20 protein-coding genes are annotated in these 24273 nt (G+C 71.8%); 19 read left to right on the forward strand and 1 reads right to left on the reverse strand.

Translation table 11 applies throughout. From position 1 onward, the window contains the following. The first annotated feature begins 460 nt into the window (after positions 1-460). From OHT52_RS04750 to OHT52_RS04835, 18 genes are all read left to right on the forward strand, one after another. Positions 461-2041: an ATP-binding protein gene (locus tag OHT52_RS04750; protein ID WP_328718868.1), complete on the forward strand. Its 1581-nt coding sequence runs from the start codon at positions 461-463 to the stop codon at positions 2039-2041. Beyond that, positions 2038-2484 carry a roadblock/LC7 domain-containing protein gene (locus tag OHT52_RS04755; protein WP_327178488.1) on the forward strand — a complete coding sequence of 149 codons (447 nt, stop codon included), beginning with the start codon at positions 2038-2040 and terminating at the stop codon, positions 2482-2484. Before OHT52_RS04750 ends, OHT52_RS04755 begins: the two co-directional genes overlap by 4 nt. Next, the gene (locus tag OHT52_RS04760; RefSeq protein ID WP_328718869.1) at positions 2481-2840 is read left to right on the forward strand and encodes a DUF742 domain-containing protein; all 360 of its coding nucleotides are present in this window, start codon (positions 2481-2483) and stop codon (positions 2838-2840) included. The genes OHT52_RS04755 and OHT52_RS04760 overlap by 4 nt, the downstream gene beginning before the upstream one ends. Before the next feature lie 82 nt (positions 2841-2922). Further along, positions 2923-3471 (forward strand): GTP-binding protein, encoded by a 549-nt coding sequence (locus tag OHT52_RS04765; protein ID WP_328723617.1) that lies wholly within the window; start codon positions 2923-2925, stop codon positions 3469-3471. Beyond that, positions 3468-4838 (forward strand): cytochrome P450, encoded by a 1371-nt coding sequence (locus OHT52_RS04770; protein ID WP_328718870.1) that lies wholly within the window; start codon positions 3468-3470, stop codon positions 4836-4838. The genes OHT52_RS04765 and OHT52_RS04770 overlap by 4 nt, the downstream gene beginning before the upstream one ends. 100 nt (positions 4839-4938) lie before the next feature. Then, positions 4939-6189: a cytochrome P450 family protein gene (locus tag OHT52_RS04775; RefSeq protein ID WP_328718871.1), complete on the forward strand. Its 1251-nt coding sequence runs from the start codon at positions 4939-4941 to the stop codon at positions 6187-6189. A gap of 420 nt (positions 6190-6609) precedes the next feature. Beyond that, a complete protein-coding gene (locus OHT52_RS04780; RefSeq protein WP_328718872.1) occupies positions 6610-7005 on the forward strand; it encodes a hypothetical protein in 396 nt (131 codons plus the stop codon). 96 nt (positions 7006-7101) lie between these two features. Beyond that, the gene (gene pstC / locus OHT52_RS04785) at positions 7102-8211 is read left to right on the forward strand and encodes a phosphate ABC transporter permease subunit PstC (RefSeq protein WP_328718873.1); all 1110 of its coding nucleotides are present in this window, start codon (positions 7102-7104) and stop codon (positions 8209-8211) included. Between the two features lie 84 nt (positions 8212-8295). Continuing rightward, the gene (gene pstA / locus OHT52_RS04790) at positions 8296-9603 is read left to right on the forward strand and encodes a phosphate ABC transporter permease PstA (protein ID WP_328718874.1); all 1308 of its coding nucleotides are present in this window, start codon (positions 8296-8298) and stop codon (positions 9601-9603) included. A gap of 107 nt (positions 9604-9710) precedes the next feature. Then, a complete protein-coding gene (pstS, locus tag OHT52_RS04795; protein ID WP_328718875.1) occupies positions 9711-11471 on the forward strand; it encodes a phosphate ABC transporter substrate-binding protein PstS in 1761 nt (586 codons plus the stop codon). Further along, positions 11468-14029 (forward strand): hypothetical protein, encoded by a 2562-nt coding sequence (locus OHT52_RS04800; protein WP_328718876.1) that lies wholly within the window; start codon positions 11468-11470, stop codon positions 14027-14029. Before pstS ends, OHT52_RS04800 begins: the two co-directional genes overlap by 4 nt. 267 nt (positions 14030-14296) lie before the next feature. Beyond that, positions 14297-15283 carry a hypothetical protein gene (locus OHT52_RS04805; protein WP_328718877.1) on the forward strand — a complete coding sequence of 329 codons (987 nt, stop codon included), beginning with the start codon at positions 14297-14299 and terminating at the stop codon, positions 15281-15283. 261 nt (positions 15284-15544) lie between these two features. Continuing rightward, positions 15545-16939 carry a hypothetical protein gene (locus OHT52_RS04810; RefSeq protein ID WP_328718878.1) on the forward strand — a complete coding sequence of 465 codons (1395 nt, stop codon included), beginning with the start codon at positions 15545-15547 and terminating at the stop codon, positions 16937-16939. A 159-nt stretch (positions 16940-17098) separates the two neighbouring features. Continuing rightward, positions 17099-18031 (forward strand): sortase, encoded by a 933-nt coding sequence (locus tag OHT52_RS04815; protein WP_328718879.1) that lies wholly within the window; start codon positions 17099-17101, stop codon positions 18029-18031. A gap of 61 nt (positions 18032-18092) precedes the next feature. Beyond that, the gene (locus OHT52_RS04820) at positions 18093-18956 is read left to right on the forward strand and encodes a phosphate ABC transporter ATP-binding protein (protein WP_328718880.1); all 864 of its coding nucleotides are present in this window, start codon (positions 18093-18095) and stop codon (positions 18954-18956) included. 193 nt (positions 18957-19149) lie between these two features. Next, complete coding sequence (locus tag OHT52_RS04825) at positions 19150-20721, forward strand: MFS transporter (protein WP_328718881.1); 1572 nt, start codon at positions 19150-19152, stop codon at positions 20719-20721. Then, positions 20718-21374, forward strand: a complete 657-nt coding sequence (locus tag OHT52_RS04830) for a mycothiol-dependent nitroreductase Rv2466c family protein (protein WP_328718882.1) — start codon at positions 20718-20720, stop codon at positions 21372-21374. Before OHT52_RS04825 ends, OHT52_RS04830 begins: the two co-directional genes overlap by 4 nt. A 92-nt stretch (positions 21375-21466) precedes the next feature. Next, entirely contained in the window at positions 21467-22750 is a 1284-nt protein-coding gene (locus OHT52_RS04835; RefSeq protein ID WP_328718883.1) for an MFS transporter, read from the forward strand. Between the two features lie 46 nt (positions 22751-22796). On the opposite strand, the gene OHT52_RS04840 is transcribed toward OHT52_RS04835, so the two are convergent. Next, the gene (locus OHT52_RS04840; RefSeq protein ID WP_328718884.1) at positions 22797-23162 is read right to left on the reverse strand and encodes a YybH family protein; all 366 of its coding nucleotides are present in this window, start codon (positions 23160-23162) and stop codon (positions 22797-22799) included. 101 nt (positions 23163-23263) lie between these two features. Between OHT52_RS04840 and OHT52_RS04845 the strand changes: the two genes are divergently transcribed. Then, positions 23264-24205, forward strand: a complete 942-nt coding sequence (locus OHT52_RS04845) for a LysR family transcriptional regulator (RefSeq protein WP_328718885.1) — start codon at positions 23264-23266, stop codon at positions 24203-24205. The last annotated feature ends 68 nt before the right edge of the window (positions 24206-24273 follow it).

The raw sequence follows: 24273 nt of genomic DNA on the forward strand, positions 1-24273 counted from the left end.
GGACAGCCCCCCGAAGAACCCCGAAAGGCCCTGGGGAAGGGCTTGTTACTGACCAGTCAGAATGGAGAGTAAGACTGCGTGTCACTCAGTGACAAGACGTCTGCACGTGCCGAATTCCGCGGCACCCCGGCGCCCGGGGCGAGTCGGCGGCGCAGGCCGGCGAAACGGCCGGCCGACGGGGCGGATGTCGAATACCGGAAGTACGAGTGCGACAAGTCGCCATTTCTGTCGCTACCTTGACGATCATTCTTCGGCTCTCCGCCTGGAACGGACAGCGATTGGTCTAGGCTCTGCATGCCTTTGATCTCGCAAGGGAGTTCGACGTGTCCTGGAAGGGTCCATTCCTCGTGGCTGGCGCTGTGTTCTGCAAGGCCGTCAGGACGTGGCCGTCGTGGTGAGACCGCCGGACGACGGAGTGAACCGCCGCGCGGAGCGGACCGCCCGGCCGGGGAGGCGGGCGGTGCTCCGCCCCGCCGTGATCTGGCCGGCCGCCGCCGTACTCGCGGCCGGGTGCTCCGTGGCGTCCCTGACCCTCACCGGCGACGCGCCGCGCTTCGCGGCGGCCGGCGGTGTCGCGGTCGCCGTCCTGCTGCTCGCCCCCCTGGTGCTGCTCGCCCGGAACCTCGGCGCCGAGCGCACGCGCCGCACCGAGATGGCGGCGCTCGCTCTCGCGCGGGACGCCGAGGTGGCGCACCTCGCGCGGGTGCGGGTACCCGCCATCGCCGAACTGCTGCGCACCGGGCAGCGGGTGGACGGGGCGCCGGGCCCGCTGCGCGAAACGCGTGAGACCGGCGAGGAGTTCGCGCGGTCGCTGGAGACGGTGGTGGGCGTCCTCGGCTCGGACGAGGCGGTGCACCGTGAACGCGTCCTGCGCGACTCGGTGATGGCCGCCTTCGAGTCGGTCGCGCGCACCATGCACGTGATGGCCACGGTGCAGCAGCAGGTGCTGGACCAGGTCGAACGCTCGCTGGACGATCCCCGGCTGATGGCCGAGGTGATGAAGGCCGACCACGCGGCCTCCCAGATGACCCGCAAGGCGCAGACCCTCCTGGTGATGTGCGGCATCTGGCCCGCGCGCCGGGAGACCCGGCCCGTCTCGCTCTACGACTGCGTACGCGGCGCGCAGTCGCGGATCGTGGAGTTCGGGCGCATCGAGGTGCACGGCGGGCAGACCCTGTACGCGGCGCCCCCGGCGGCGGAGGGGCTCATGCACGCCATCGCCGAACTCCTGGAGAACGCCACGGTCTTCTCGCCTTCCCGGTCCCAGGTCATCGTCAGCGTCCGGGAGGTGGGGGCCGGGGCCGTGGTCGAGATCGACGACGCCGGGCTCGGTATGCCGCCGGACGTGCTGGAACAGGCCCGGGGCCAGCTGCACGACGATCTGGACCTGACCCGGCTCGGTGCGGTGCCCCGGCTCGGTCTGGCCTGTGTCGGCCGGTGGAGCCGCGAGCTCGGCTTCAACGTGGAGCTGAGCGGGACATCCGCGTACGGCGGAACCCGGGCCGTGATGTTCGTACCGTTCCGGCTGCTCACCGAGCCCGCGGCACGGGTCCCGGCGCACCGGCGCCCGGAGGTCTGGCCCGCGGACGCCCCGGAGTCCCCCGAGTCCCCGGCACGGGACCGTCGGCGAAGCGACGGGGACGCCGCGTCCGCCGAGCACACCCGCCCGGAGGACCAGGAGGACGACGGCCCCGTCCCGGCCGGAACGTCCCCGGACTCCGCCCCGCGGACCGCGGGACTTCCCCGCCGCCGCAACCGGCGGAGCCCCGCCGGCCCTCCGGACGCGCCGGAGGCCGCGTCGCTCCGGGCGGCCCGGCACTCGGCTCCCCGGACGCCGCCCGCCCCCGAGCCCGCGCCGTGGACGCCGGAAGCGGCCCGCGCGTCGGTCTCCAGCGTGGTGTCCGGCACCCTGCGCGGACGCGCCGCCCTCGGCGCGGACGAGGCGCGGCCCCGACCGGCCACCGATCCGCCCGAAGCGGCGCCGCCCGGCGTACCGCCCCTGCCCAGTAGCCCGAACCAGCAGCACGGAGGCCGGTCGTGACCGGAACCATCACTCGACTTCCCGACTTGGGCTGGATGCTCCGCCCGCTCACCGAGATCCCCGGCGTCCGGCACGCCGTGGTCGTCTCGGAGGACGGACTGCGTCTCGGCCACGCGTCCGCCAAGAACCTCAAGGGCCCGGTGTCCGGGCTCAGTGTCGCGGAGGCGGAGTCGCTCTCGGCGGCCTGCGCGGCGATGACCATGACGGGCCGCTCGACGACGACGCTGCTGTTCGGCTCGGGTGTCGGGCTGCGCCAGTTGATGCTGGAGTCCGACCACGGGTTCGTCCTGTTCACCCATGCCGGGGTGGGCGCGCACCTGGGTGTCGCCACGGACCTGGAGGCGGACGTCGGCCTCGTCGCCCAGCAAATGCAGCTGCTGGTGGCGAAGATCGGCGCGCACCTGAGCAGTCTGCCGCGGGATCAGGCCATCGCGTCGTCATGACGGACCGGTCCGAGGAGCCGAGAGCCTCGGCGGTACGCCCGTACGTCATCACCCGCGGCCGTGCGGAGTCCGGCGGTGAGCCGCTGTCCTGGGAGTCGTTGGTGATGGCGACGGAGGCGGCGTTCCCCGCCTCCCTCCAGCCGGAGCACCTCGCGATCCTGACGCACTGCGAGGGGCTCATCTCGGTCGCGGAAGTGGCCGCGCACCTGCGTCAGCCGCCGTCGGTCGTACAGGTGCTGCTCGCCGATCTCGTCCAGTGGGGGCTGATCGTGACCCGTCCTCCCATTCCCGCGGCCGAACGTGCCGACTTGACCATGCTCAGAAAGGTCCTCGATGGTCTCGAAAGCCGTATCTGAAGCCTTCGTCGAGGCCGCTCCGACCCCCGCCCCGAGCGGGAGGACGCCCGCCGGCTCCTCCGGGAAGTACGTCGCGTCCAGCGTGGCGGGGGCGGCGAAGATCCTGGTCGTCGGCCCGCTGGGGGTGGGCAAGACCACGCTGATCGGCACCGTCTCGGAGATCGAACCGCTCTTCACGGAGGCCGCGATGACCCAGGCGGGTGCCAGGGTCGACGCCGTCGTGGACAGCGGCAAGACGACCACCACGGTCGCCCTGGACTTCGGGCGGCTCACCATCGACGGCGATCTGGTGCTCTATCTGTTCGGTACGCCCGGGCAGCAGCGGTTCCTGCCGGCCTGGCGGGATCTCGCCAAGGGCGCGCTGGGGGCGCTCGCCCTGGTGGACACCCGGGACCTGACCGCGTCGTTCGACGCCCTCGGCAACCTGGAGGATCTCGACCTGCCGTTCGCGGTCGCCGTGAACGTTTTCCCCGGCAGTCCGCTGCACGACACGGCCGATCTGCGCGCGGCTCTCGATCTGCTTCCCGGGACGCCGGTGGTCCTGTGCGACGCGCGCGACCAGGAGTCGTCGATCCGGGCGCTGATCGCCCTCGTCAGCCACCTCATCCACGTCGCCACGGAGCCCTCATGAGCACCCCGCACCCCCCGGCCGGGTCCGCCGCCCGGTGTCCCTGGCCCGCCGCCCCTGCCACCGGGTCCTCGGCGACCCCGTTGTACGGGCCGGACCTCGACGGCGACCGGATGACCCTGCTGTACGAGGAGATGCGCGCCGAGCACGGACCGGTGGCCCCGGTGTCCATGGCTCCGGGCATCGACGCCTGGCTCGTGCTGGGCCATCGCGAACTCCTCCGGCTCACCCGTGACGAGGGGGACTTCTCGCACGACCCGCGCCACTGGAGTCTGCTGCGGGAGGGCCGGGTGCCCGCCGACTCGCCGATCCTCCCGATGGTCGGCTGGCGTCCGGCGCTGCTCTTCGCGGACGGGCAGCAGCACCGCAGGATGCGGGCGGCCGTCTCGGACGCCCTCGCCAAGATCAACGGCCACGAGCTGCGCCGGAGCGTGCGGACCGCCGCCGAGGGGCTGATCGCGTCGTTCGCCGGGCGGGGCGAGGCCGACCTGGTCGCGGACTACGCCCGTACGCTGCCGATGCGGGTGGTCACCGGACTGCTCGGGCTGGACGACCGGACCGGACGGGATCTGGTGGAGGCCGTGGCGGGCACCGTCGCCGCCACCAGCGGCTCGGCGGAGGCCAACCGCCGGATGGGCGCGATCCTCTACGGGCTGATCAAGGAGAAGCGGCGCGAGCCGGGCGAGGACATCACCTCCACGCTGCTGAACCACCCCGCGGAACTCACCGACGAGGAGGTGCTGCACAACCTGGTGGTGATGTTCGTCGCGGGCAACCAGACCACGGTGAACTGGATCGCCACCACGCTGCGCATCCTGCTGTGCGATCCGGCGTTCCGCTCCTCGCTGGCCGGCGGTCACATGAGCGTGGACGACGCACTCGACCTGGTGCTGTGGCGCTTCCCGCCCACCCAGAACTTCCCGGCCCGCTACGCCACCCGGGACATGCGGTTCGGCGGACAGGACGTCCGCACCGGCGACATGCTGATCCTGGGCCTGGCGGCGGCCAACGCGGACCCGGAGATCCTGCCGGCCGACGGCGCTCCGGTGGTCGGCAACCGCTCGCATCTGGCGTTCGGCGCGGGACCGCACACCTGCCCGGCGCAGGACCCGGCGCGGCTGATCACCCGGACCGCGGTGGACACCATCCGGCACCGGCTGCCGGACCTGGAACTCGCCGTGCCCGAGTCCGAGTTGGAGTGGATCAAGTCGCCCTGGAGCAAGGGCCTGGGCGCGCTCCCGGTGCGGTTCGGCACGCCGCAGCTGCCGCAGGGGGCGGTGCCCGCGCAGTCGGCGGGGGACCTCGTCCCGGCGCGGACGGCGCCCTGGAGCACCTCGGCGCCCCGGCCTTCCTCGACCGTGCCGTACTGACACCCCGCCGAGGCCCCCGCCCCTCGCGGAGCACCGAGCGCCGTGCACCGAGCACCGAGCAGCGCTCCGCGGCCACTCATCCCGACCCTGGAGAGCTCTGTTGAACACGTCACCGGTGAACTCGGCGGCCGACGGGCCGCACCGTCTCGACCCGGCGGGCGGTTGCCCGCACGCGGCCAACGCCCGGCTGCTGGAGCGTTCCGCGGTCGCCGCGGTGATCCTGCCCGGCGAGGTGGAGGGCATGGCGGTGCTGGGCCACGACGCGCTCAAGGAGTTCCTCCAGCACCCCGACGTCGCGAAGAACGCCGCGCACTTCGCCGCGCTGCAGGCCGGTGAGATCCCGGACGGCTGGCCGCTGAAGACGTTCGCCACCGTGCAGGGGATGACGACCGCGGACGGCGCCGACCACCGGCGGCTGCGGTCCCTGATGAGTAAGGCCTTCACCCCGCGCCGGGTGGAGGAACTGAGGCCGCGCATCGAGGCGTTGACCGCCTCGCTGCTGGACGGCCTGGAGGCCGCCGCCACGGCCGGGGACGGGGTCGCCGATCTGCGGACGCACTTCGCGCTGCCGCTGCCGATGGGGGTGATCTGCGAACTGCTGGGCGTGGAGGCCGAACACCACGACCGGCTGCACCGGTTGTCCAACCAGATCGTCGCCACGGACATCGGGCCGGAGGAGGCGATGGCCGCCAACCGGGAGATGGTGGAGGTGCTGAGCGCGGTCGCCGCCGCCCGTACCCAGGAGCCGGGGGACGATCTCACCAGCGCGTTGATCGCGGCTCGCGAGGAGGACGGTGACCGGCTGGGCCCGCAGGAGCTGATCGGCACCCTGATGCTCACGATCATCGCCGGGCACGAGACGACCCTCAACCTGATCACCAACGCGGTCCGGGCGCTCTGCACCCACCGCGATCAGCTCGCCCTGGTGCTCGCGGGCGAGGCGAGTTGGGAGGACGTGGTGGAGGAGACGCTGCGCTGGGACAGCCCGGTGAGCTATTTCCCGTTCCGCTACCCGACGCGCGACCTCGAACTCGATGGCACGGTGATCCCCAAGGGGACACCGGTGCTGGCCGGTTACTCGGCGGCGGGCCGGGACACGAACGCCCACGGTCCCGACGCCGCGCGCTTCGACATCACCCGCGACAGCAAGGCCCGCCACCTCTCCCTCGGCCACGGCGCCCACTTCTGCATGGGCGCCCCGCTGGCCCGGATGGAGGGCACGGCGGCACTGGAGCAGCTGTTCACCCGCTTCCCCGATCTCGATCTCGCCGTCCCCGAGCCCGAACTGCCGCGCCACGCCTCCTTCGTGGGGAACAGCGTGCGGAAGCTTCCGGTACGCCCGCACGGCTGAGCCAGGCCCCCCGGAGACCGGGGGCGGGGCCGCCGAGGCGGCGCGAGGGGGGCACGGCGACCATCCGCCGCGCCCCCCTTTCCCGTACGGCTCCGGGCCTTTTCGTACGGCTCCGAGGCGCCACCCGCACCGGTTGCCCGGGCCCCCGGGCACGGGGCGAACGGGGGCTCCGTGGCACGAGAACAGTCCGGAAGCCCCTGTTCCGCAGCCGATCTCCCACGCCCGGCGCACGCCGGGGCGGAACAGGCGGTCTCGGGCGATTTCCCCAGCATGGACGCACGGTTGCCGGGTCATGAATCGTGACCTTTGGGGTCTCCTTTGCCTCTCCATGGTTCCCCTCGTCTCAGTAGATTGCCGGTGCCGCCCACGCAGGTGCGTACCCTGCGGTCTTTTCCGTGAAGGGGCGGCGGGGGGTGGGCAATGGAGCAGTCGAAGGGGCCGGCGGGATCGGCCGCCGGTACGACGGGCACGCGATGTCAGACGGACATCGACGCACACGGGGGGTACGGCTGGCGGCTGGTCGCGTCGAACGGGCGGGCCATGGCGGTGGCAGCGGTCTCGTTCGGCTCGCCCGGGCAGTGCAGGGCGGCGTTCGTGGCTCTGTGCGCGGAGCACGCGGACCACTCCGGAGGGATTCAGCATCGCAAGGGCGGCGGTGGCTGGATCTGGGCGCTGCGGGACAAGACCGGCACCGTCGTGGCCGTCTCGCCGAGGACGTACGAGAGGCACGCGACCTGTCGCTCCGCCTACGACCGATTCCGCGCGATGCTGCCGGGATTGAAGGTGGAAGAGGAGGCGTTCTGGGGTATCTCTTGAACGCGACGATGCGAAGAATGTCGATGTTGCCCCCAGGGCCTCTCTCGTTCACCTCTCAGGACGTGTCCGTCCACCGGATCGGTCGAGCGTCGGGGCGTGCCTTCGCTGAAAAGATCCAGACGCCTTGACGACGACGGCGTCTCCTCCGGGAAGCCCGCCGACGCTCCGGCCGCCGGTTTCGCCACCGGTCCGCTCGCCGCCGCCGCCGCGGCGGCGGCGGCGGCGGGCGGCGACGCTCCGCGGCGGCTGTACGCGGACCCCGGCCTGCCGGACAAGGTCTTCCGCACGGTCGCCCGCTCCGGCGGAACACTGGTCCTGCTGGTGATGCTTCTGGTCGGGGGGTTCCTCTTCGCCCGGGCCCGCCTCGCTCTGGCGGACGCCGGCTGGTCCTTCCTCACGACCTCCCAATGGGCCCCCGACGCGGGGAACTTCGGTATCGCCGCCGTGCTCGTCGGGACGGTCCTCATCGCACTGATCGCGATCGTCTTCGCGTTCCCGCTGGCGCTGGGTTCCGCGCTCTACATCTCCGAGTACGCCTCACCGAGGCTGCGCCGCACCCTCATCAGCGTGGTCGATCTGATGGCCGCCGTGCCGTCCGTCGTCTACGGCCTGTTCGGCTTCTTCTTCCTCCAGGACAAGGTGGTGCCCACCGCCCGGTGGATCGCCACCTACCTCGGCTGGATACCGGTGTTCGGCGTCGAGGGCGCCGACCCGGACGACCCGCTCTCGCCGCCGAGCGTCTACACCTCGTCGTCCATGCTCGCGGGGCTGGTCGTCGCGATGATGATCGCGCCGATCATCTGCTCGATCATGCGCGAGGTGTTCTCGCAGACTCCGGCCGGCGAGCGGGAGGGGGCCTACGCCCTCGGGGCGACCCGCTGGGGCATGATCCGCAGTGTCGTCCTGCCCTTCGCCAAGGGCGGCATCATCGGCGGCACGATGCTCGGGCTCGGCCGCGCGCTGGGCGAGACCATCGGTGTCTTCATGGTCATCTCGCTGACCTTCGACGTCCAGTGGCACGTGCTCCAGGCCGGCACCAGCTCCGTCTCCTCGCTCATCGCCCTGCGGTACGGCGAGGCGGGCGAGTTCGGGATGTCGGCGCTGATGGCGGCCGGATTCGCCCTTTTCGTCATGACCCTGATCGTCAACTTCGCGGCGTCGTCCATCGTCGCCCGCAGCCGCTCCGGCGCCTCCAGCGACGCCTGAGCGCACCTCCCGCACCTCCCGCACTCCGCGCGGTACGCGCCCGGTTCTGCCCGGTTCCTTGCCCCAGAAATGAGCGTCACGACCATGACTCTGGCCCCTGAAGCGCCCCGCGCGACCGGTGGCGCGGACCCGGCGGCCCCCGGCGCCGCGCCCCGTACCGTCCTGCCCGGGCCCGCCCGTACCAACGATCCCGCCACGGAGCGCCGGCGGGCCCTGTCCCCGCTCCGCGCCTCCGACCTGTACGCCCTGTTCGGTGCCGCCGCCGGATCGCTCTCGCTGACCTGGCTGGTCTTCGCCCGCCTCACACCGTTCAACGGCGGGGTCGGCTTCGTCGTCGTGGCGTACCTCCTCTTCCTCGGGCTGTACGCGCTGGTGGTCTCGCTGGACGAGGACGGCCCGGCGGTCGTGGACCGGGTGGCCGCGGCCGTGATCCGCTCGCTGGGCCTGCTGCTCGTGGCGATCCTCGTCTACGTCGTCGTCTACGCGCTCTTCGAGGGCCGCAAGGCGCTGGTGCACCTCAACTTCTTCACCGAGGACATGCGGTTCGCCGGTCCGCTGGAGCCGTTGTCGGTGGGTGGCGCGCTGCACGCGGCGGTGGGCACGCTCATCATGATCACCATCGCGCTGCTGGTCACCGTGCCGGTCGGGCTGGTGTGCGCGGTCTTCCTCAACGAGGTGCCCGGAGCCTTCGCCCGCTTCGTGCGCACGGTGGTGGAGGCGATGACCGCGCTGCCGTCGATCGTCGCCGGTCTCTTCGTCTACGCCACCGTGATCCTCGCCGTCGGCATGGACCGCTCCGGGTTCGCGGCGGCGCTCTCGCTTTCCGTGATGATGCTGCCGATCGTGATCCGCGCCGCCGACGTCGTCATCAGGCTGGTCCCCGGCACCCTGCGCGAGGCCGGCTACGCCCTGGGCACCTCCCGCTGGCGGACGGTCTGGCACGTCGTCCTGCCCACCTGCCGCTCCGGGCTGACGACCTCGGTCATCCTCGGTACCGCCCGGGGCATCGGCGAGACCTCGCCGGTGCTCCTCACGGCGGGCTTCACCGCCGAGATGAACTGGGACCCTTTCTCCGGGCCGATGGTGTCGCTGCCGCTGGCCACCTTCACCTTCGTCCGCTCGCCCGAGCCGAACATGATCTCGCGCGGATTCGGTACCGCCGCGCTGCTCATGGCCCTGGTGCTGCTGCTGTTCGTCGTCGCCCGGGTACTGGGCGGACGCGGACCGGGGCAGCTCTCGCGCGGCCAGGAACACCGCCGCGTCACCGCCTCCCGCCGGGACGCGGCCCGGTTCGCGGCGCGGAGTTCCGTACGCCCCGCCGGGCCGGCCACCGGCCCGGCACCGCACCCGCATCCGCACCCGCACCCGCACCCGCACCCCACGACACCGTGACGCGCCGCGACGACGGCCGCGCGCCGCACCCGAACGTCCCGCCCCACCCCGCACCGCACCCCCCGAACCTGCGTGCCGCGCACCCGCACGCCGCCAAGGAGAACATCGTGAGACCCGTCAACGCACCCAGCCGTTCGGGGGTGATGCTGCTGGCCCTGCTGCTGGTGTTCGGCGCGCTCTCGGCCGTCCGGGCACCCTCCGCCGACGCCGCCTCGTACGCGAAGATCACCGGTTCCGGCTCCACCTGGAGCGCCAACGCGGTCACCCAGTGGGTCCGCAACGTCAAGGCCAACTTCGGCATGACGGTCAACTTCACCGACAACGGCTCCTCCCAGGGACGCGAGCAGTTCCGCAACAACGTGGTGGACTTCGCCGTCTCCGAGATCCCGTACGGGCTGACGGAGCAGGGCGTCCGCGACTCGCCCCCGCAGCGCGGCTACGCCTACATGCCGATCGTCGCCGGCGGTACGTCGTTCATGTACAACCTCAAGATCAACGGCAAGCGGGTCACCAACCTGCGGCTCTCCGGCCCGGTCATCGCGAAGATCTTCACCGGGCAGATCACCCGCTGGAACGACGCCGCGATCAAGGCGGACAACCCCGGTCTGACCCTGCCCGCCCGCCAGATCATCCCCGTCGTCCGCTCCGACGGTTCCGGAACGACCGCCCAGTTCACCACCTGGCTGGCGAAGGAGCAGACGTCCGTCTGGAACGCCTACTGCGCCAAGACCGGTCGCGGCAGCGGCTGTGGCATGACCTCGAACTACCCGCTTCTCGGCGGGAGTTCGATGATCGCCAAGTCGGGCTCCAACGGTGTCGCCGGCCATGTGCGGCAGGCGTCCGGCGAGGGGGCGATCACCTACGTCGAGTACTCCTACGCCCTCAAGACGGGCTTCCCGGTCGCCAAGATGCTCAACAAGTCCGGCTTCTACGTCGAACCGACCGCCGCCAGCGTGGCCGTCGGCCTGCTCGGCGCGAAGATCAACACCGACAGGAGCAGCCCTTCCTACCTCACCCAGATCCTCGACGGCGTCTACCGCAACAACGACGACCGCACCTACCCGCTCTCCAGTTACAGCTACATGATCCTGCCGACGAAGGAGGAGGCGGGCTTCACCAAGAGCAAGGGCAACTCCCTCGGTGCGTTTGGCCGTTACTTCCTCTGCGACGGCCAGCAGCAGGCGGAGGAGCTCGGCTACTCGCCGCTCCCGAAGAACCTCGTGCAGGCCGGCTTCGCCCAGCTGCGCAAGGTGCCCGGAGCCCCCACCTCCGCGATCGACATCAACAAGTGCCGCAATCCCACCTTCTCCAGCGACGGCACCAACACCCTGGCCGAGAAGGCGCCCCAGCCGAAGGCGTGCGACAAGCAGGGCCCCACGCAGTGCACCACCGGCACCGCCGGTGACACCCGCACCACCCCGGTCAAGCCCAGCGCCTCCGGCGCCGGCGGCTCCTCCGCGGGCGGCACGACCGGCACCACGACCTCGACGAGCGGCGCCTCGACGGCCGGTGGTTCCACCGGCGGCCAGGGTTCGGGGACCGCGGGCACGGGCGGCGCGGCCACGGACACGGACGGGGACGGACAGCCCGACGCGACCGCAGGCGGTACGGGTGGTGCGGACGGAACCACGGGCACCGCGGGCACCGCGGTCGATCCCGACACCGGCGAGGTGATCACCGACTCGGCGGCCGTCGGGGACAGTTCGGTCGTCGCCAATCCCGTCACCCTCGCCTCGGGCAGCGGCTTCGGGCTGCGCGGCGCGCTGATGGCTCTCTCCGCACTGCTGCTCGTCGCGCTGGTCGTCGTACCCCCGCTGACCGCACGGACCATGGCCGCCCGCGCACGGCGCAGAGGGGACACGGCATGAGCGCCACGACCACGGACCCGCGCGCCAGGCGCCCGAAGGAGAAGAAGCCGTTCATGCGTGGCGCACGGGTACGGATGCCTGGACCGACCGCACCGGCCGGGCGCCGGGTGATGGCGGGCGTGGGCGCGCTGACGGCCGCCCTCGTCCTTGCCGTCCTTCCGATCCCGCCGGGAGGCGACACTCCCGCGAGCGCGGCCGAGCAGCAGAGCTCCGCGGTGACGAAGACCGGCAAGAAGGGCGCGTACGACGACTTCTCGCAACTGAAGGTGACGGTCAGTCAGACCAAAGACCTCCGGGGCCAGGCGGTCAAGGTGTCATGGACGGGCGCCACCCCGGCCACCACGGAGAAGGCCCAGAACTTCATGCAGCTCATGCAGTGCTGGGGTGACGATCCGGACGCGGGGCCCTCGCGCGAGCAGTGCGAGTTCGGGGCGACGGTGACCTATACGCCCGGTTCCACCCGGATGCTCCAGCCGACGACGGACAACGATCCCGCGGAGGGCGATTACGAGGGCCTCCCCGACGAGCCGATGTCCTCGGGCAAGTTCGTGCCCTTCCGGCCGGTGAGCGGCGCGGCGACGACCGACGCCTACGACTACACCTACTTCACCGGCGGAGACACCAACACTCTCGCCTGGCTGCCGAACGACTCCGAGGGATCGGGCGAAGCCTCCTTCGAGGTGCGGACCTCCGTGGAGTCCCCGCACCTGGGCTGCGGCGCGCGCCGCGACGCCGCGGGCGCGGTCCAGCCGTGCTGGCTCGTCGCGGTGCCGCGCGGCGAACACAACCCGGACGGAAGAGCGGCGCAGTCCTCGGCGGACCCGCAGGCGGCCAGCCCGCTGAGCCGGACGATCTGGGACCAGCGCCTGGTGTTCCGGCTCGACTTCCTGCCCGTGGGTGACAACTGCGCCGCCGACATGCCCGAGCGGCGCACCATCGGATCCGAGTTGGTCACCGATGCGATGACCTCGTGGCAGAGCAAGCTGTGCGTCGGCGGGACCCATCGGTTCACCTTCACCCAGGCCGGCGAGGAGAGTGCCCGCTCGGCGATCACCGCGCCCACGGACACCTCGCCCGGCCTCGCCTTCACGGTGGACCCGGTCGAATCCGACGGCGACGGCGCACCCGTGGTGCACGCTCCGGTCGCGGTGAGCGGCCTCACGATCGGCTTCCTCTGGAACTACGAGAGCGGCACGGACTCCCACCACGTGAGCCGGCTCCGGCTCAACCAGCGGCTTCTGGCGAAGCTGTTGACGGAGTCGTACGTGGAGAACGTACGCATGAGCATCTTCGGTCAACCCGAACCCGATACCGTCGCCGGCAACCCCGTCCGGATCGCGGCGGACCCGGAATTCCTCCGGCTGAATCCTGAGATCACCGCCGGGCGAGAGGCGCCGAACGGGCTTGTCGTGGGTCTGGAGAATTCCGACACCGCGCGTCTCCTATGGCGCTACATCATTCAGAACGACGACGCCCGCGCATTCCTCGAAGGGAAGCCCGACCCCTGGGGAATGCACCTCAACACCAGCTACGAGGAATTGGATCTGACCGAGGAGCCTTTCGACTACTACCCGAAGAGCGACGCCACCGCGACGCCCACCCAGTGCGAGGGCGTCAACTACGGCAGCCAGGATCTCGTGCCGTACGCCAATGACATGCACAGTGCCGCGCTGAAGATCCGGCGGGGCTACTCGGGGCTGGCGTTCATCTGCAACGCGACGACGCAGTTCGCGCTGTCGGGTACGCGTCCCGAGCTGAACAACGCGCATGAGATCGGTATCGCGGACACCGCTTCCGCCGAGCGGTACCTCCTGGACGTGGCGGCCCTGCCCAACGCCGACGGCACCTTCGTGAAGCCGACGACCGCCACCATGCTCAAGGCGGTCACGCAGATGCCGGACTCCGCCGTCCCGGGAGTGAAGGCGCCCGATCCCGCCAAGGCACGCGGCAGCGCCTACCCGCTCACCTCGGTCGTCTACGCGGCCGCCTCGACGGACCAGTCGGCCGACGCCCGCACCGACTACGCCAGGGTCATCCGGTACGCCGCGGGTGACGGGCAGACGCCCGGCACCGCACCCGGTGAACTGCCGGCGGGGTACGCCCCGCTGCCGCAGGGGTTGCGCACCCAGGCGCTCACGGCGGCGACCGCGCTGGAGAAGGGTGTGGTCGCCGAAGGCGGGACCTCGGCGGACGGTGGCTCCTCGGGCGAGGGCGACGGCGGCACCACCTCGGGCGGCGGCTACGGCACGGGCGGTACAAAACCAGCCTCGTCCGGCTCGACGGGCGGCGCGACGGGGGCGTCCGGGTCCACCGGAACGTCCGGAGCATCCGCGGCGTCCGGGGCGTCCGGGGCCGCGGCGGCGGGCGGCACCGCCGCCGCGGTTGGGGCCACCACGGCCACGGCCGGGTCCGGCACCACCCCCTCCGAACTGCTCGGCGCGGTCCGCTGGGTGCTGCTCGGCGTGCTCGTCCTGGGAGGCGCGGCCTCACTGTCGGGACCTCTCCTGCTGCGTCTCTCCACGCGCCGGGGCGGGACGGAGGCAGCCGGAGTCCGCTGAGAGCGGTGCGGCCATTCGCGCCTTCTCGGATCAATGCCTCTCCGAGAAGGCGCGAATTCCCGGCAGCACACCCGGAACCTCCAAGGGTGGCGCAGGAAACAATCCATTCATCTGATCCGCCCCTCGGATTTGTGGCCGCCCGCGTCCCGATCGGGAAGTGTAGGCACCGCCGGCCGACGGGCCGGAAGCAAGGAAATCCGGATTGCTCCACTGCTCCCTTCCTCGTCATCCGTACACATGGAATCCGTTTCCACGGAGGAGAAAACAGTGAACGTCACGTCTCGTGTGCGTGCCGGTGCCGTCGTCGGTGCTGTCGCTCTCGCCCTCGGCGCCTTCGCCGCCCCGGCCGCCATCGCCGACCCGCCGGCCGCCGAGTACCGCACCCTGGCCGGTGTCGGTTCGGACACGACCCAGGACGTCGTGAACGCCCTCGGCAACACGGTCCTGAACTCCTCGGGCAGCAAGATCATCGCCTCCTACGACGCCACCGGCACGGCGACGGTCAAGACCCACGCCACCGCCTGTGTGGTCAACCGGCCCAACGGCTCCTCCGCCGGTATCACCGCCCTCGCCGCCGACGTCGCCGACACCACCGTCGACTGCATCGACTTCGCCCGCTCCTCGCGTGGCATCAAGACGGCGGGCACCACCCTGACCTGGATCCCCTTCGCCAAGGACGCGGTCTCCGTCGCGGTCCGCACCGACAGCGCGCTCTACGCCGCCGGCGCCCAGGACCTCACCACGGCGCAGCTGAAGGCCGTCTACCAGTGCACCACGACCACGCTGAACGGCGTGACCCTCACCCCGCTGCTCCCCCAGACCGGTTCGGGCACCCGCTCCTTCTTCCTGGAGAAGCTCGGCCTGACGGACGCGCAGGTCGGTTCCTGCGTCGACCAGACGGTCCAGGAGAACAACGGCGTCGCCCTGAACACCGCCGGTGACATCGCCCCGTACTCGGTGGCCCAGTACATCGCCCAGGCCACCGGCACGGTCAGCGACATCCACGGCTCCACCGCCCTGATCAAGGTCAACGGCACTTCGCCCATCAGCGGAGGCGCCCTCAACTCCGGCTTCACCTACACCCGTGACGTCTACAACGTCGTCCCCACGGCAAAGCTCAGCGACGCCACCGTCGCGTCCACCTTCGTCGGATCGACCTCGAAGGTCTGCGCCGCCACCTCCACCATCACCGCCTACGGCTTCGGCACCCTCGGCACCGCCTGCGGCGCGACCGCGATCACGGGCCTCAACTAAAGGCTGTCCCGCAATTCCTGGCGGGTGCGCGACGCCTTGCGGGACAACCCTTCGGGCGTGCACCGCAAGGCGGAGGACCGCCCGAGTACGCATGTACTCGGGCGGTCCGACAACGCCGCGAGGTGCCGGGCCGGGCGCCGCCCGGCCCGGTCTCCGGCCGAACGACGGCGTGTCGACGACCTGCCCCGAACGACCTTCCAACCATCCACCGAGACCCTGGGGGAATCGCCCATGAACCGTCCAGCACCACTGAGATCCCCTGTGGCACTGTTGATGAGTTGTGCCCTGCTGTTGGCGGCACTGGCAGCCGTCCTCGCGTCGGCGACGCAAGCACACGCGTTCACCACCATCGGTTCGCTCAGGCTGACCCCGTCGAGCGGCAGCATCGACACCCCTCTCCTGGTCACGCGCGTCGAGACGGACGGCCCCTGCCCGGCGGACACCGTCACCTCCACACTGGCCGTGGACATTCCCGGCACCGATTTCGCCGGGAACCTGGCCAAGTTGGAGTCCGCACCGAGCACGACGGAGGCCTTCTCCGGCACCCTGGCGGACAACGTGGGCTTTCCGTATCCCACGCTGAAGCAGCGTCTCCTCAACGCCGTCCCCGACGCGTCGCTCGACGGCGTCTACACCATCGGTCTCAACTGCGGCCTGAACGCCGCCGACGCGCCCGCCTTCACCGTCCTCATCAAGGTCGAGGGGGACTCCTGGTCGGTCCTGGAGCAGAAGACCACCGGCATCACGCTGTCCAGCGTTCCCGCCCAGCCCGAGCCGGGCACGGCGTACACCCTGGTCGCCAACGTGGCGCCGGAAGGCGCGGCCGGGCGGGTGACGCTCGGGTCGAAGTCCACCGAGACCGCGGAACCGGTGACGGTCGGGGAAGCCGATGTGGTCGACGGCAAGGCAGAGTTCGCCCTCACCGCGCCGGCGACGAGCGGTTCGTCCTACTTCCATCTGGCGTTCGCGCCCACCGACACCCAGTCGTACGCGCCGTCCGAGTCGGACGGCTACCTCAGCTTCCTGGAGGCGAACACCCCCACCACCCCGCCCCCCACGACTCCCGCCCCCGGTGGGTCCGAGGACCTGGTGGTCACCGACTCCGAAGGCAACATCCTCGAAGCCGACCCCGCGCTGGAGCCCGGTGACACCGTGAAGATCACCGCGCACGGATTCACCGCGTCGGCCACCGTCAAGGCCGACCTCGACGGCGGCACCGCCCTCGCCGACGCGACCGCGGACGCGGAGGGCACGGTCGACGAGTACGCCTTCACCGTGCCCGACGACATCGAGGACGGCGACCACACCCTCACGCTCGCGGAGGACGCGTCCGGCGGGCAGAGCGTCGGGTTCGCCTTCACCACGGGTGCCGAGGCGACCGACGACCCGACCGACGGCCCCACCGCCGACCCCAGCGACACCACGGGTCCCGACGCCTCCACCGGCGGCTCCGACACCGGGGGCTCCGGCTCGGGCGGATCGGACGGCGGCCTGGGCACCGACTCCGGCTCCGGCTCCGGCGGCGCACTCGCCTCCACCGGCGCGCAGCTCGGCACGGCCGCACTCGGTGGCCTCGCGCTGATCGCCGCCGGCGCCGCACTCGTCGTCCACGTACGCCGCAAGGGCATGCTCCGCTTCGGCGTCCCGCGTCACTGACCCGTCCCCTGACCGACCCGTCCGCCGCGGGCCCGTGGCCGCCTCCTCGTGTGGCGGCCCGGGCCCGGCGGCGCGGAGCGGGTCCCCGTGTTCCGGGCCAAGGCCGTCGCGCCGACCACCCCGTCCCTCTCCGTACCGTCGACCAGGAGTGCACCCATCGTGTCCGTGCTCGCACCGCCGCCCCCGGCCGCACCGCCCGACCAGAAGCCGCCCCGCCCGGCCGCGGCGCCCGGCGCGGCAGCTTCCCGGCCCGGTCTCGCCCTGACCGGCGCCGTTCTGTGCGTGCTCGCCGCCGTGCTGTTCGGGTTCGCCGCGAACCTCACGATCGTCGGCCACCTCCAGCACGCCCGGGACCAACAGGTCGCCCACGACGACCTGCGGGAACAACTCGCCCTGGGTACGGCCCCGGTGGGCCAGCAGACCTTCGACGGCAAGGCGCTCGAACCCGGCGCCCCGGTCGCCCTGCTGCGCATCCCCGTGCTCGACCTGGAGGAGGTCGTCGCCGAGGGCACCACCTCCTCCGTGCTGATGTCGGGCCCCGGTCACCGCCGCGACACCCCGCTGCCCGGCCAGGCGGGCACCTCCATCGTCATGGGCCGGCAGTGGGGGTACGGCGGGCCCTTCGGCGGCCTGCGCAACCTGCCGGCCGGCACCCGGATCGACATCACCACCGGCCAGGCGAAGGTCACCTACGAGGTGACCGGAGTCCGTCGGGCGGGTGACCCGGTCCCCGCCCCACTCGCCTCCGGTGAGGGCCGCCTGACGCTGATCACCGCGACCGGTGGTCCGTACACGCCCTCCGGCGTCCTGCGGGTCGACGCGAAGCTCGTCACGCCCGTCCAGCCGAGCCCGCCGCGGGTGCTGCGTACCGGCTGGATCGCCGAGTCCGAGCAGGCGCTGAAGGGTGAGGGCGACTCGTGGCTCCAGGTGTTCCTGTGGACGCAGGCCCTGCTCGTCGCGGCCCTGCTCACCGTGGCCGCCCACCGGGTCTGGGGCCGCTGGCAGACCTGGGCCTGCGGAGCACCGCTGCTCGCCGCCCTCGGCATCGCGGACGCGGGAGCGTTGACCGCCCTGCTGCCCAACCTCCTCTGACCACGGCTGCGTTCACGTTCTCGTTCACGCAGACCATCTCGCCGTCCCTTCTGGAGTCACCATGACCACCACCGACACGACCGGCGCACCCGCCGACCGCGACGAGTTCACCGACACCCTCGTGCAGCCGCGCGTGATCCGCGGTCAGGGGCCCGCCACCCTGGAGGCCGACGAGATCTCCGCGTGGTTCGGGGACCACAAGGTCCTGGACCGGGTCTCGCTGACCATGCCCGCCCGCCGGGTCACCGCCCTCATCGGCCCGTCCGGCTGCGGCAAGTCGACGTTCCTGCGCATCCTCAACCGGATGCACGAGCTGATCGGTTCGGCCTCACTGGCCGGCCGGGTGCTGCTGGACGGCGACGACGTCTACGACCGGGGGCGCCGGATCACGCACGCCCGCCGCAACATCGGCATGGTGTTCCAGAAGCCCAACCCGTTCCCCGCGATGTCGCTGTACGACAACGTCCTGGCGGGCCTCAAGCTCAACGCCATCAAGGCCGGCCGCGACGCCCGCGACGACCTGGTGGAGGAGTGCCTCACCAAGGCGGGGTTGTGGCGGGAGGTCAAGGACCGGCTGCGCCAGCCCGGCGGGGCGCTCTCCGGCGGTCAGCAGCAGCGCCTGTGCATCGCCCGCTCGCTCGCGGTGCGCCCCCGCGTGCTCCTGATGGACGAGCCGTGCTCGGCCCTCGACCCGACCTCCACCCGCCGCATCGAGGAGACCATCGCCGAGCTGAAGTCCGAGGTGACCATCGTGATCGTCACCCACAACATGCAGCAGGCCGCCCGCGTCTCGGACACCTGCGCGTTCTTCCTCGCCTCGCAGGGGACGCCCGGCCTCATCGTCGAACACGGCGACACCCAGGCCATGTTCGCCTCGCCCCGGGACGTACGCACGGCCGACTACGTCAACGGCCGTTTCGGCTGACGGTACTCGCGGGAGTGCGGTGCCGGATCACCGACGACCCCGGGCCATAACCTCAGGTTTGGTCATCCCGAAAAACCAGGTCTTGGACTTCTGGCTCCCCGCTCGCCAGCATGAACCGCAGGACGGACGCGCCGCCGGAAACCCTTCCGGCGGCGCGCGGCCGTCCGCAGGACGGGCAGGGGGCCGAACAGACATGCGGAAGAAGTGGTGGACGCTGCTGGGGGTGTGCGGCGGGACGTTCATGCTCCTGCTGGACACCACCATCGTCTACGTCGTCATGCCCGACGTGCAGGCCGACCTGAACGCCGGGTTCGCGGACCTCCAGTGGGTGATCGACGGCTACGCGCTGGCGCTCGCCGCGCTGTTGCTGACGAGCGGGACCCTCGCCGACCGGTTCGGCCGCAGGCGCCTCTACACCGTGGGCGTCGTCCTCTTCACGTGCGCCTCCCTGCTGTGCGGCCTGGCGCAGTCCCCGGCGATGCTGATCCTGGCCCGGATCTTCCAGGGCGTGGGCGGCTCCGTGATGTTCGCGACCGGCCTCGCGCTGCTCGCGGGCAGCTTCCAGGGCAAGGAGCGCGGCACGGCGTTCGGGGTGTGGGGCATGGTCACCGGTCTCGCCTCCGCGATCGGCCCGGTGGCCGGCGGCCTGATCTCCAGCGGCATCAGCTGGCGGGGGATCTTCCTGGTCAACGTCCCGATCGGCGTCCTCGTCGCGCTGATCGTCGCGCTGCGGGTGGACGAGGCCAAGTCACCGTTCCCGCGCAAGCTGGACCTTCCCGGCTTCGTCCTGCTCACCGCGGGCCTCGCCACGCTCGTCCACGGCCTGATCCGGGCCGGCGAGAAGGGCTGGAGCGAGAACGGCGCGCTCACCTCCCTGGTCGTGGGCGGTGTGCTGCTGGCCGCCTTCCTCGTCGTCGAGGCACGGGTGGCGCAGCCGATGTTCGACCTGGGGCTGTTCCGCATCCCGACCTTCGTCGGCGGGTCCGTGGCGGCGTTCGCGATGAACGGTTCACTCTTCGCGATGTTCCTCTTCCTGGCCATCCACTTCCAGGAGGTGCTCCAGTACTCGTCGTTGGAGACCGGGGTGCGCCTGCTGGCCTCCTCGCTCGCGATGCTCGTCGCCTCGCTGGTGGCGGGACGTGTCAGCACCAAGGTCCAGCCCCGCTTCCTGATCGGCGGCGGTCTGCTCCTGGTCGGGGCCGCCCTTCTGCTGATGGGCGGAGTGGACGCGCGGTCCGGCTGGGAGCACTTCCTCCCCGGTCTCGTGCTGGGCGGGCTGGGAGCCGGTCTGGTGAACCCGCCGCTCGCCTCGACCGCCGTGGGCGTCGTGGACTTCTCCCGCTCCGGGATGGCCTCCGGCGTCAGCGGCACGTTCCGGCAGCTCGGGGTGAGCGCCGGGGTCGCGGTGCTCGGCTCCACCTTCGCCGTCGTCATCGGCGACCGGCTTCGCGACGGGCTGGCAGGCGTGCCGGGCGCGGGCGACCGTACCGGCCGACTCGTCGCCCTGGTCCGCGGAGGCGAGATCGACCGGGCCGCGGCCCTGGTGCCCGAGGCGCGGCGCGGGACCGTCGAACGACTCGCCGTCGAGGGGTACGTCGACGGGCTGAACACCCTCCTCGCCCTCTCGGCCGGCCTCGCGCTGGTGGGCGGGGTGGCGTCCCTGCTGCTGATCCGCGCGGCGGACTTCCGGGCCGCGCAGCAACCGAAGGAACCCGCGGCGGGGCCGCCCCGATCCCACCACCGCACCGAGGAGTTCCACGCATGACCAGCACCACCGCTTTCACCCGCACGCACCCGAGCACGTACGATCCGGCCGACACCGCCAGGGTCGACTTCTGGTTCGATCCGGCCTGCCCCTTCGCGTGGATCACCTCCCGCTGGATGGTGGAGGTCGCGCTCCACCGTCGGCTGGACCTGCGGTTCCGCCTGATGAGCCTGTACGTACTCAACGAGAAGCGCGAGCTTCCCCCCTGGTACCGCACTCTGGTGGACGACTCGCTGGCCTTGAACCGGATCTGTGCCGCGGCCGCCCAGGTGCACGGCGAGGAGATGCTCGCGCCCCTCTACACGGAGTTGGGCGAGCGCATCCACAACGGCGGCGACAAGGACTACCGGTCCGTCGCTCGGCAGGCGCTGCGTGCGCTGGATCTTCCGATCGGGTTGCTGGCGGCCGCCGACACCGAGGCGCACGACGTGTGGCTGCGGGCGAGCCACCACCGTGGTGCCGACGCGGTCGGCGACGACGTGGGGACGCCCACCGTCCGCATCGACGGTGTCGCCTTCTTCGGGCCTGTCCTCCAGTCGATCCCCCGCGGCGAGGAGGCCACCCGTCTCTTCGACGCCACGAGGACGCTCGCCGCGTTCCCGGACTTCTTCGAACTGAAGCGGACCCGGTCCGGCGAGCTCCGCTTCGAATGAGCGGGTGTGCGTGGGGAATTCGCTGTCGCTCCGCCGCGACACGGCGCAGACTCACGGGCGGCCCGTGAGGACGAGAACGAAAGAGGAGCCCCATGCCGGTGAGCCGGATCATTCCCCCCGGGGGAGCGCCGAGGAGGCTGGCCCTGGCGCAGTTGGCCAACTCGGTCGGCGACGGCGCCTATTACGTGTGCTCGGCGCTCTACTTCAGCCGTGTCGTCGGGCTGTCGCCCACCGCGATCGGCGCGGCGCTCACGCTGGGCTGGGCGCTCGGGGCGGTGGCGGGGGTGCCGTTGGGGCATCTCGCCGACCGGCGTGGGCCTCGCGGGATCGCGATCCTGATGTCCCTGGTGACCGGGGCCGCCGTCGCCTCGTTCCTCTTCGTGCGCGCCTACCCGGCCTTTCTGGTGGCGGTGTGCGTGTACGCCTGCGCCCAGTGCGGTCTCGCGGCGGCCCGGCAGGCCCTGCTGGCGGGCCTGGTCGAGCCCGCACGGCGTACCGAGACCCGCGCCCATCTGCAGTCGACCGTGAACGCGGGCCTCGCCCTCGGCGCGGCGCTCGGCGGAGTCGCCCTGCAACTCGACACCGAGGCCGCGTACTTGGCGGCCCTGGCGGTGGACGCGCTCAGCTTCGTGGTCGCGGCGGGAATGCTCTACCGGCTGCCGGCCCCCGAGGGGACGCCCGCCGGAGAACGTCCGCCGGGCGTGGGACGGTTGACGGTTCTGCGGGACCGGCCGTACGCCGTGGTGGCTCTGCTCAACACGGTCATGCTGCTCTACATGCCGCTGCTGAGCGTGGCTCTGCCGCTCTGGATCGTGCGACGCACCGAGGCGCCCGGGTGGACCGTCTCCGCACTGTTGGTGGTCAACACCGTGAGCGTGGTCCTCTTCCAGGTGCGGATCGCGTCCCGGGTGTCGGGCCTGGACTCGGCGTCCCGGTCGGTACGGCACGCCGGGTACGTCCTGCTGCTGGCCTGCCTCGTCTTCGCGTGCTCGTCCCTGGGCGCGTCGGCGTGGGCGGCGGCCGTGCTGCTGCTGGCGGCGGCCGTGATCCAGGTGCTCGGGGAGATGCTCCTCGGCTCGGGCTCGTGGGAGATCGGCTTCGCGCTCGCGCCGCCCGACAGGCAGGGCCAGTACCAGGGCTTCTACGGTGCGGGGACGGCCGTGGCGCGACTGGTGGGGCCCTTGCTGCTCACCGCGTTGATCCTGTCGTGGGGATTCTCCGGCTGGCTGGTGCTCGGCGGGCTCTTCCTCGCGGCCGGTACGGCCATGGGCCCGGCGGTGCGCCGGGCCGCCGCCCGGCGCGACGAGTCCCCGGCCGTCCGTGGCACCGGCCCACGGCCGGCCCCGGGCTCCGGAGTCGAACCGACCACCGGATGACGTCGCTCGCCCCGGATTTCCGGATTCCCGGGTGTCCGGGCTGCCCTCAGCCGGTGGGCGGACGGAACTCCGGCTGGTCGATGAGCCGCAGCCAACTCCCGTCCGCCTGGCGCCGGACCACCTGGGCGCGGGCGCCGGAGCCGTCCTTCGGGGGCGTGGAGGTCAGCGCGATGTCGCCGACGACGAGCGTCGGGAGCGGCTCCTCCTGCTCGAACTTCGGCGCATGGGCGAGCACTTGCTCCCACAGCTTCCGGATGGCCTCCCGGCCGACCGTGGTTCCGCCGGGCGGATAGGCCATCACCGCGTCCTCCTCGTACAGCGCAGCGAGACCCGCGGCGTCACCCGCGTTGGCGCGCTCCACGAACAGGCGGGTGAGGTCCTCCGGCTTCAGGGCCTTCTCGTTCTCGGACACAGCGTTCCTTTCCCTGCGGGATGCGACGACCCGCCCATGGTCCTTGGCGGACGAGGGAGAAGTCCAATCAATCGCACCAACTACCTTTATAATCAGAGGTTATGGAACTCAGGCAGCTGAAGTACTTCCTCGCGGTGGCCGAGGAATCCAACTTCACCCGGGCGGCCGAACGCGTACACATCAGCCAGCCCGGCATCAGCGCCCAGATCCGCCAACTGGAACACGATCTCGGCGCGACCCTGATCGACCGCACCGGCCGCGGCGCGGGGTTGACGGCGGTGGGCGAGGTGACCCTCGGCCACGCGCGCGCAGTGCTCGACGCGGTGGAGGCGCTGCGGCAGGCGGTGGACGAGATGAACGGCCTGGTCCGGGGGCGGCTGGTCGTCGGCATGGTGACGGCGTGCACCGTGACCCCGCTCTTCGAGGCGCTGTCGAGCTTTCATCTGGCCTACCCGGGCGTGGAGATCAGCCTCGTCGAGGACGATTCGGCCCGGCTGGTCGAGCGTGTCCGCGAGGGCGCCGTCGACTTGGCGCTGATCGGCGCGGCGGGCCGGGCTCCGGCGGACCTGGACGGGCGGCAGGTGATCAGCGAGGCCATCGTCGCCGCCGTACCTCCTGGGCATCCGCTCGCCGCCCACGCGGCCGACGGGGTCACCCTCGCCGAGCTGAGCGCCCATCCCCTCATCTGCCTGCCCCCGGGCACCGGCATCCGGGCCGTACTGGACCAGGTCTCGGCCGCCCGGGGGCTCGCGCCCACCGTGGCCCTTCAGGCGGCCGCTCCGGCCGCGGTGATGCAACTCGCGGAGCGCGGGCTCGGGGTGGCGGTGCTCTCCGCGTCCATGCTTGCCCGGCGGCCGGGGCTGGTGGCCGTACCCCTCAACGACGCGGACACCGCCGCCGTACTCGCCCTGGTCTCCGCGCCCACCAAGAGCCCGGCACTGCGTGAACTGCTCAGGCACTGCCGGGAGTCCTTCGCCGCGCCGACCGGACGCGGAGAAGCCGGTGGCGGCCCCGCCTTGGATCGCGGGGCCGCCATCGGGTGAGCGACGGGCTTCGTCCGGCAGGAGGTGGACGCAGGCCCCCTGGTCCCGTCGGCTTCGACAAGCTGCGC

It is taken from the genome of Streptomyces sp. NBC_00247, from assembly GCF_036188265.1.
Lineage (GTDB): Bacteria > Actinomycetota > Actinomycetes > Streptomycetales > Streptomycetaceae > Streptomyces.

Bases quoted from the DNA above. Each gene is read 5' to 3' on its own strand.
- OHT52_RS04760 (WP_328718869.1), top strand. From the start codon at position 2,481: ATGACGGACCGGTCCGAGGAGCCGAGAGCCTCGGCGGTACGCCCGTAC.
- OHT52_RS04770 (WP_328718870.1), top strand. From the start codon at position 3,468: ATGAGCACCCCGCACCCCCCGGCCGGGTCCGCCGCCCGGTGTCCCTGG.
- OHT52_RS04780 (WP_328718872.1), top strand. From the start codon at position 6,610: ATGGAGCAGTCGAAGGGGCCGGCGGGATCGGCCGCCGGTACGACGGGC.
- pstA (WP_328718874.1), top strand. From the start codon at position 8,296: ATGACTCTGGCCCCTGAAGCGCCCCGCGCGACCGGTGGCGCGGACCCG.
- OHT52_RS04800 (WP_328718876.1), top strand. From the start codon at position 11,468: ATGAGCGCCACGACCACGGACCCGCGCGCCAGGCGCCCGAAGGAGAAG.
- OHT52_RS04820 (WP_328718880.1), top strand. From the start codon at position 18,093: ATGACCACCACCGACACGACCGGCGCACCCGCCGACCGCGACGAGTTC.
- OHT52_RS04825 (WP_328718881.1), top strand. From the start codon at position 19,150: ATGCGGAAGAAGTGGTGGACGCTGCTGGGGGTGTGCGGCGGGACGTTC.
- OHT52_RS04830 (WP_328718882.1), top strand. From the start codon at position 20,718: ATGACCAGCACCACCGCTTTCACCCGCACGCACCCGAGCACGTACGAT.
- OHT52_RS04835 (WP_328718883.1), top strand. From the start codon at position 21,467: ATGCCGGTGAGCCGGATCATTCCCCCCGGGGGAGCGCCGAGGAGGCTG.
- OHT52_RS04845 (WP_328718885.1), top strand. From the start codon at position 23,264: ATGGAACTCAGGCAGCTGAAGTACTTCCTCGCGGTGGCCGAGGAATCC.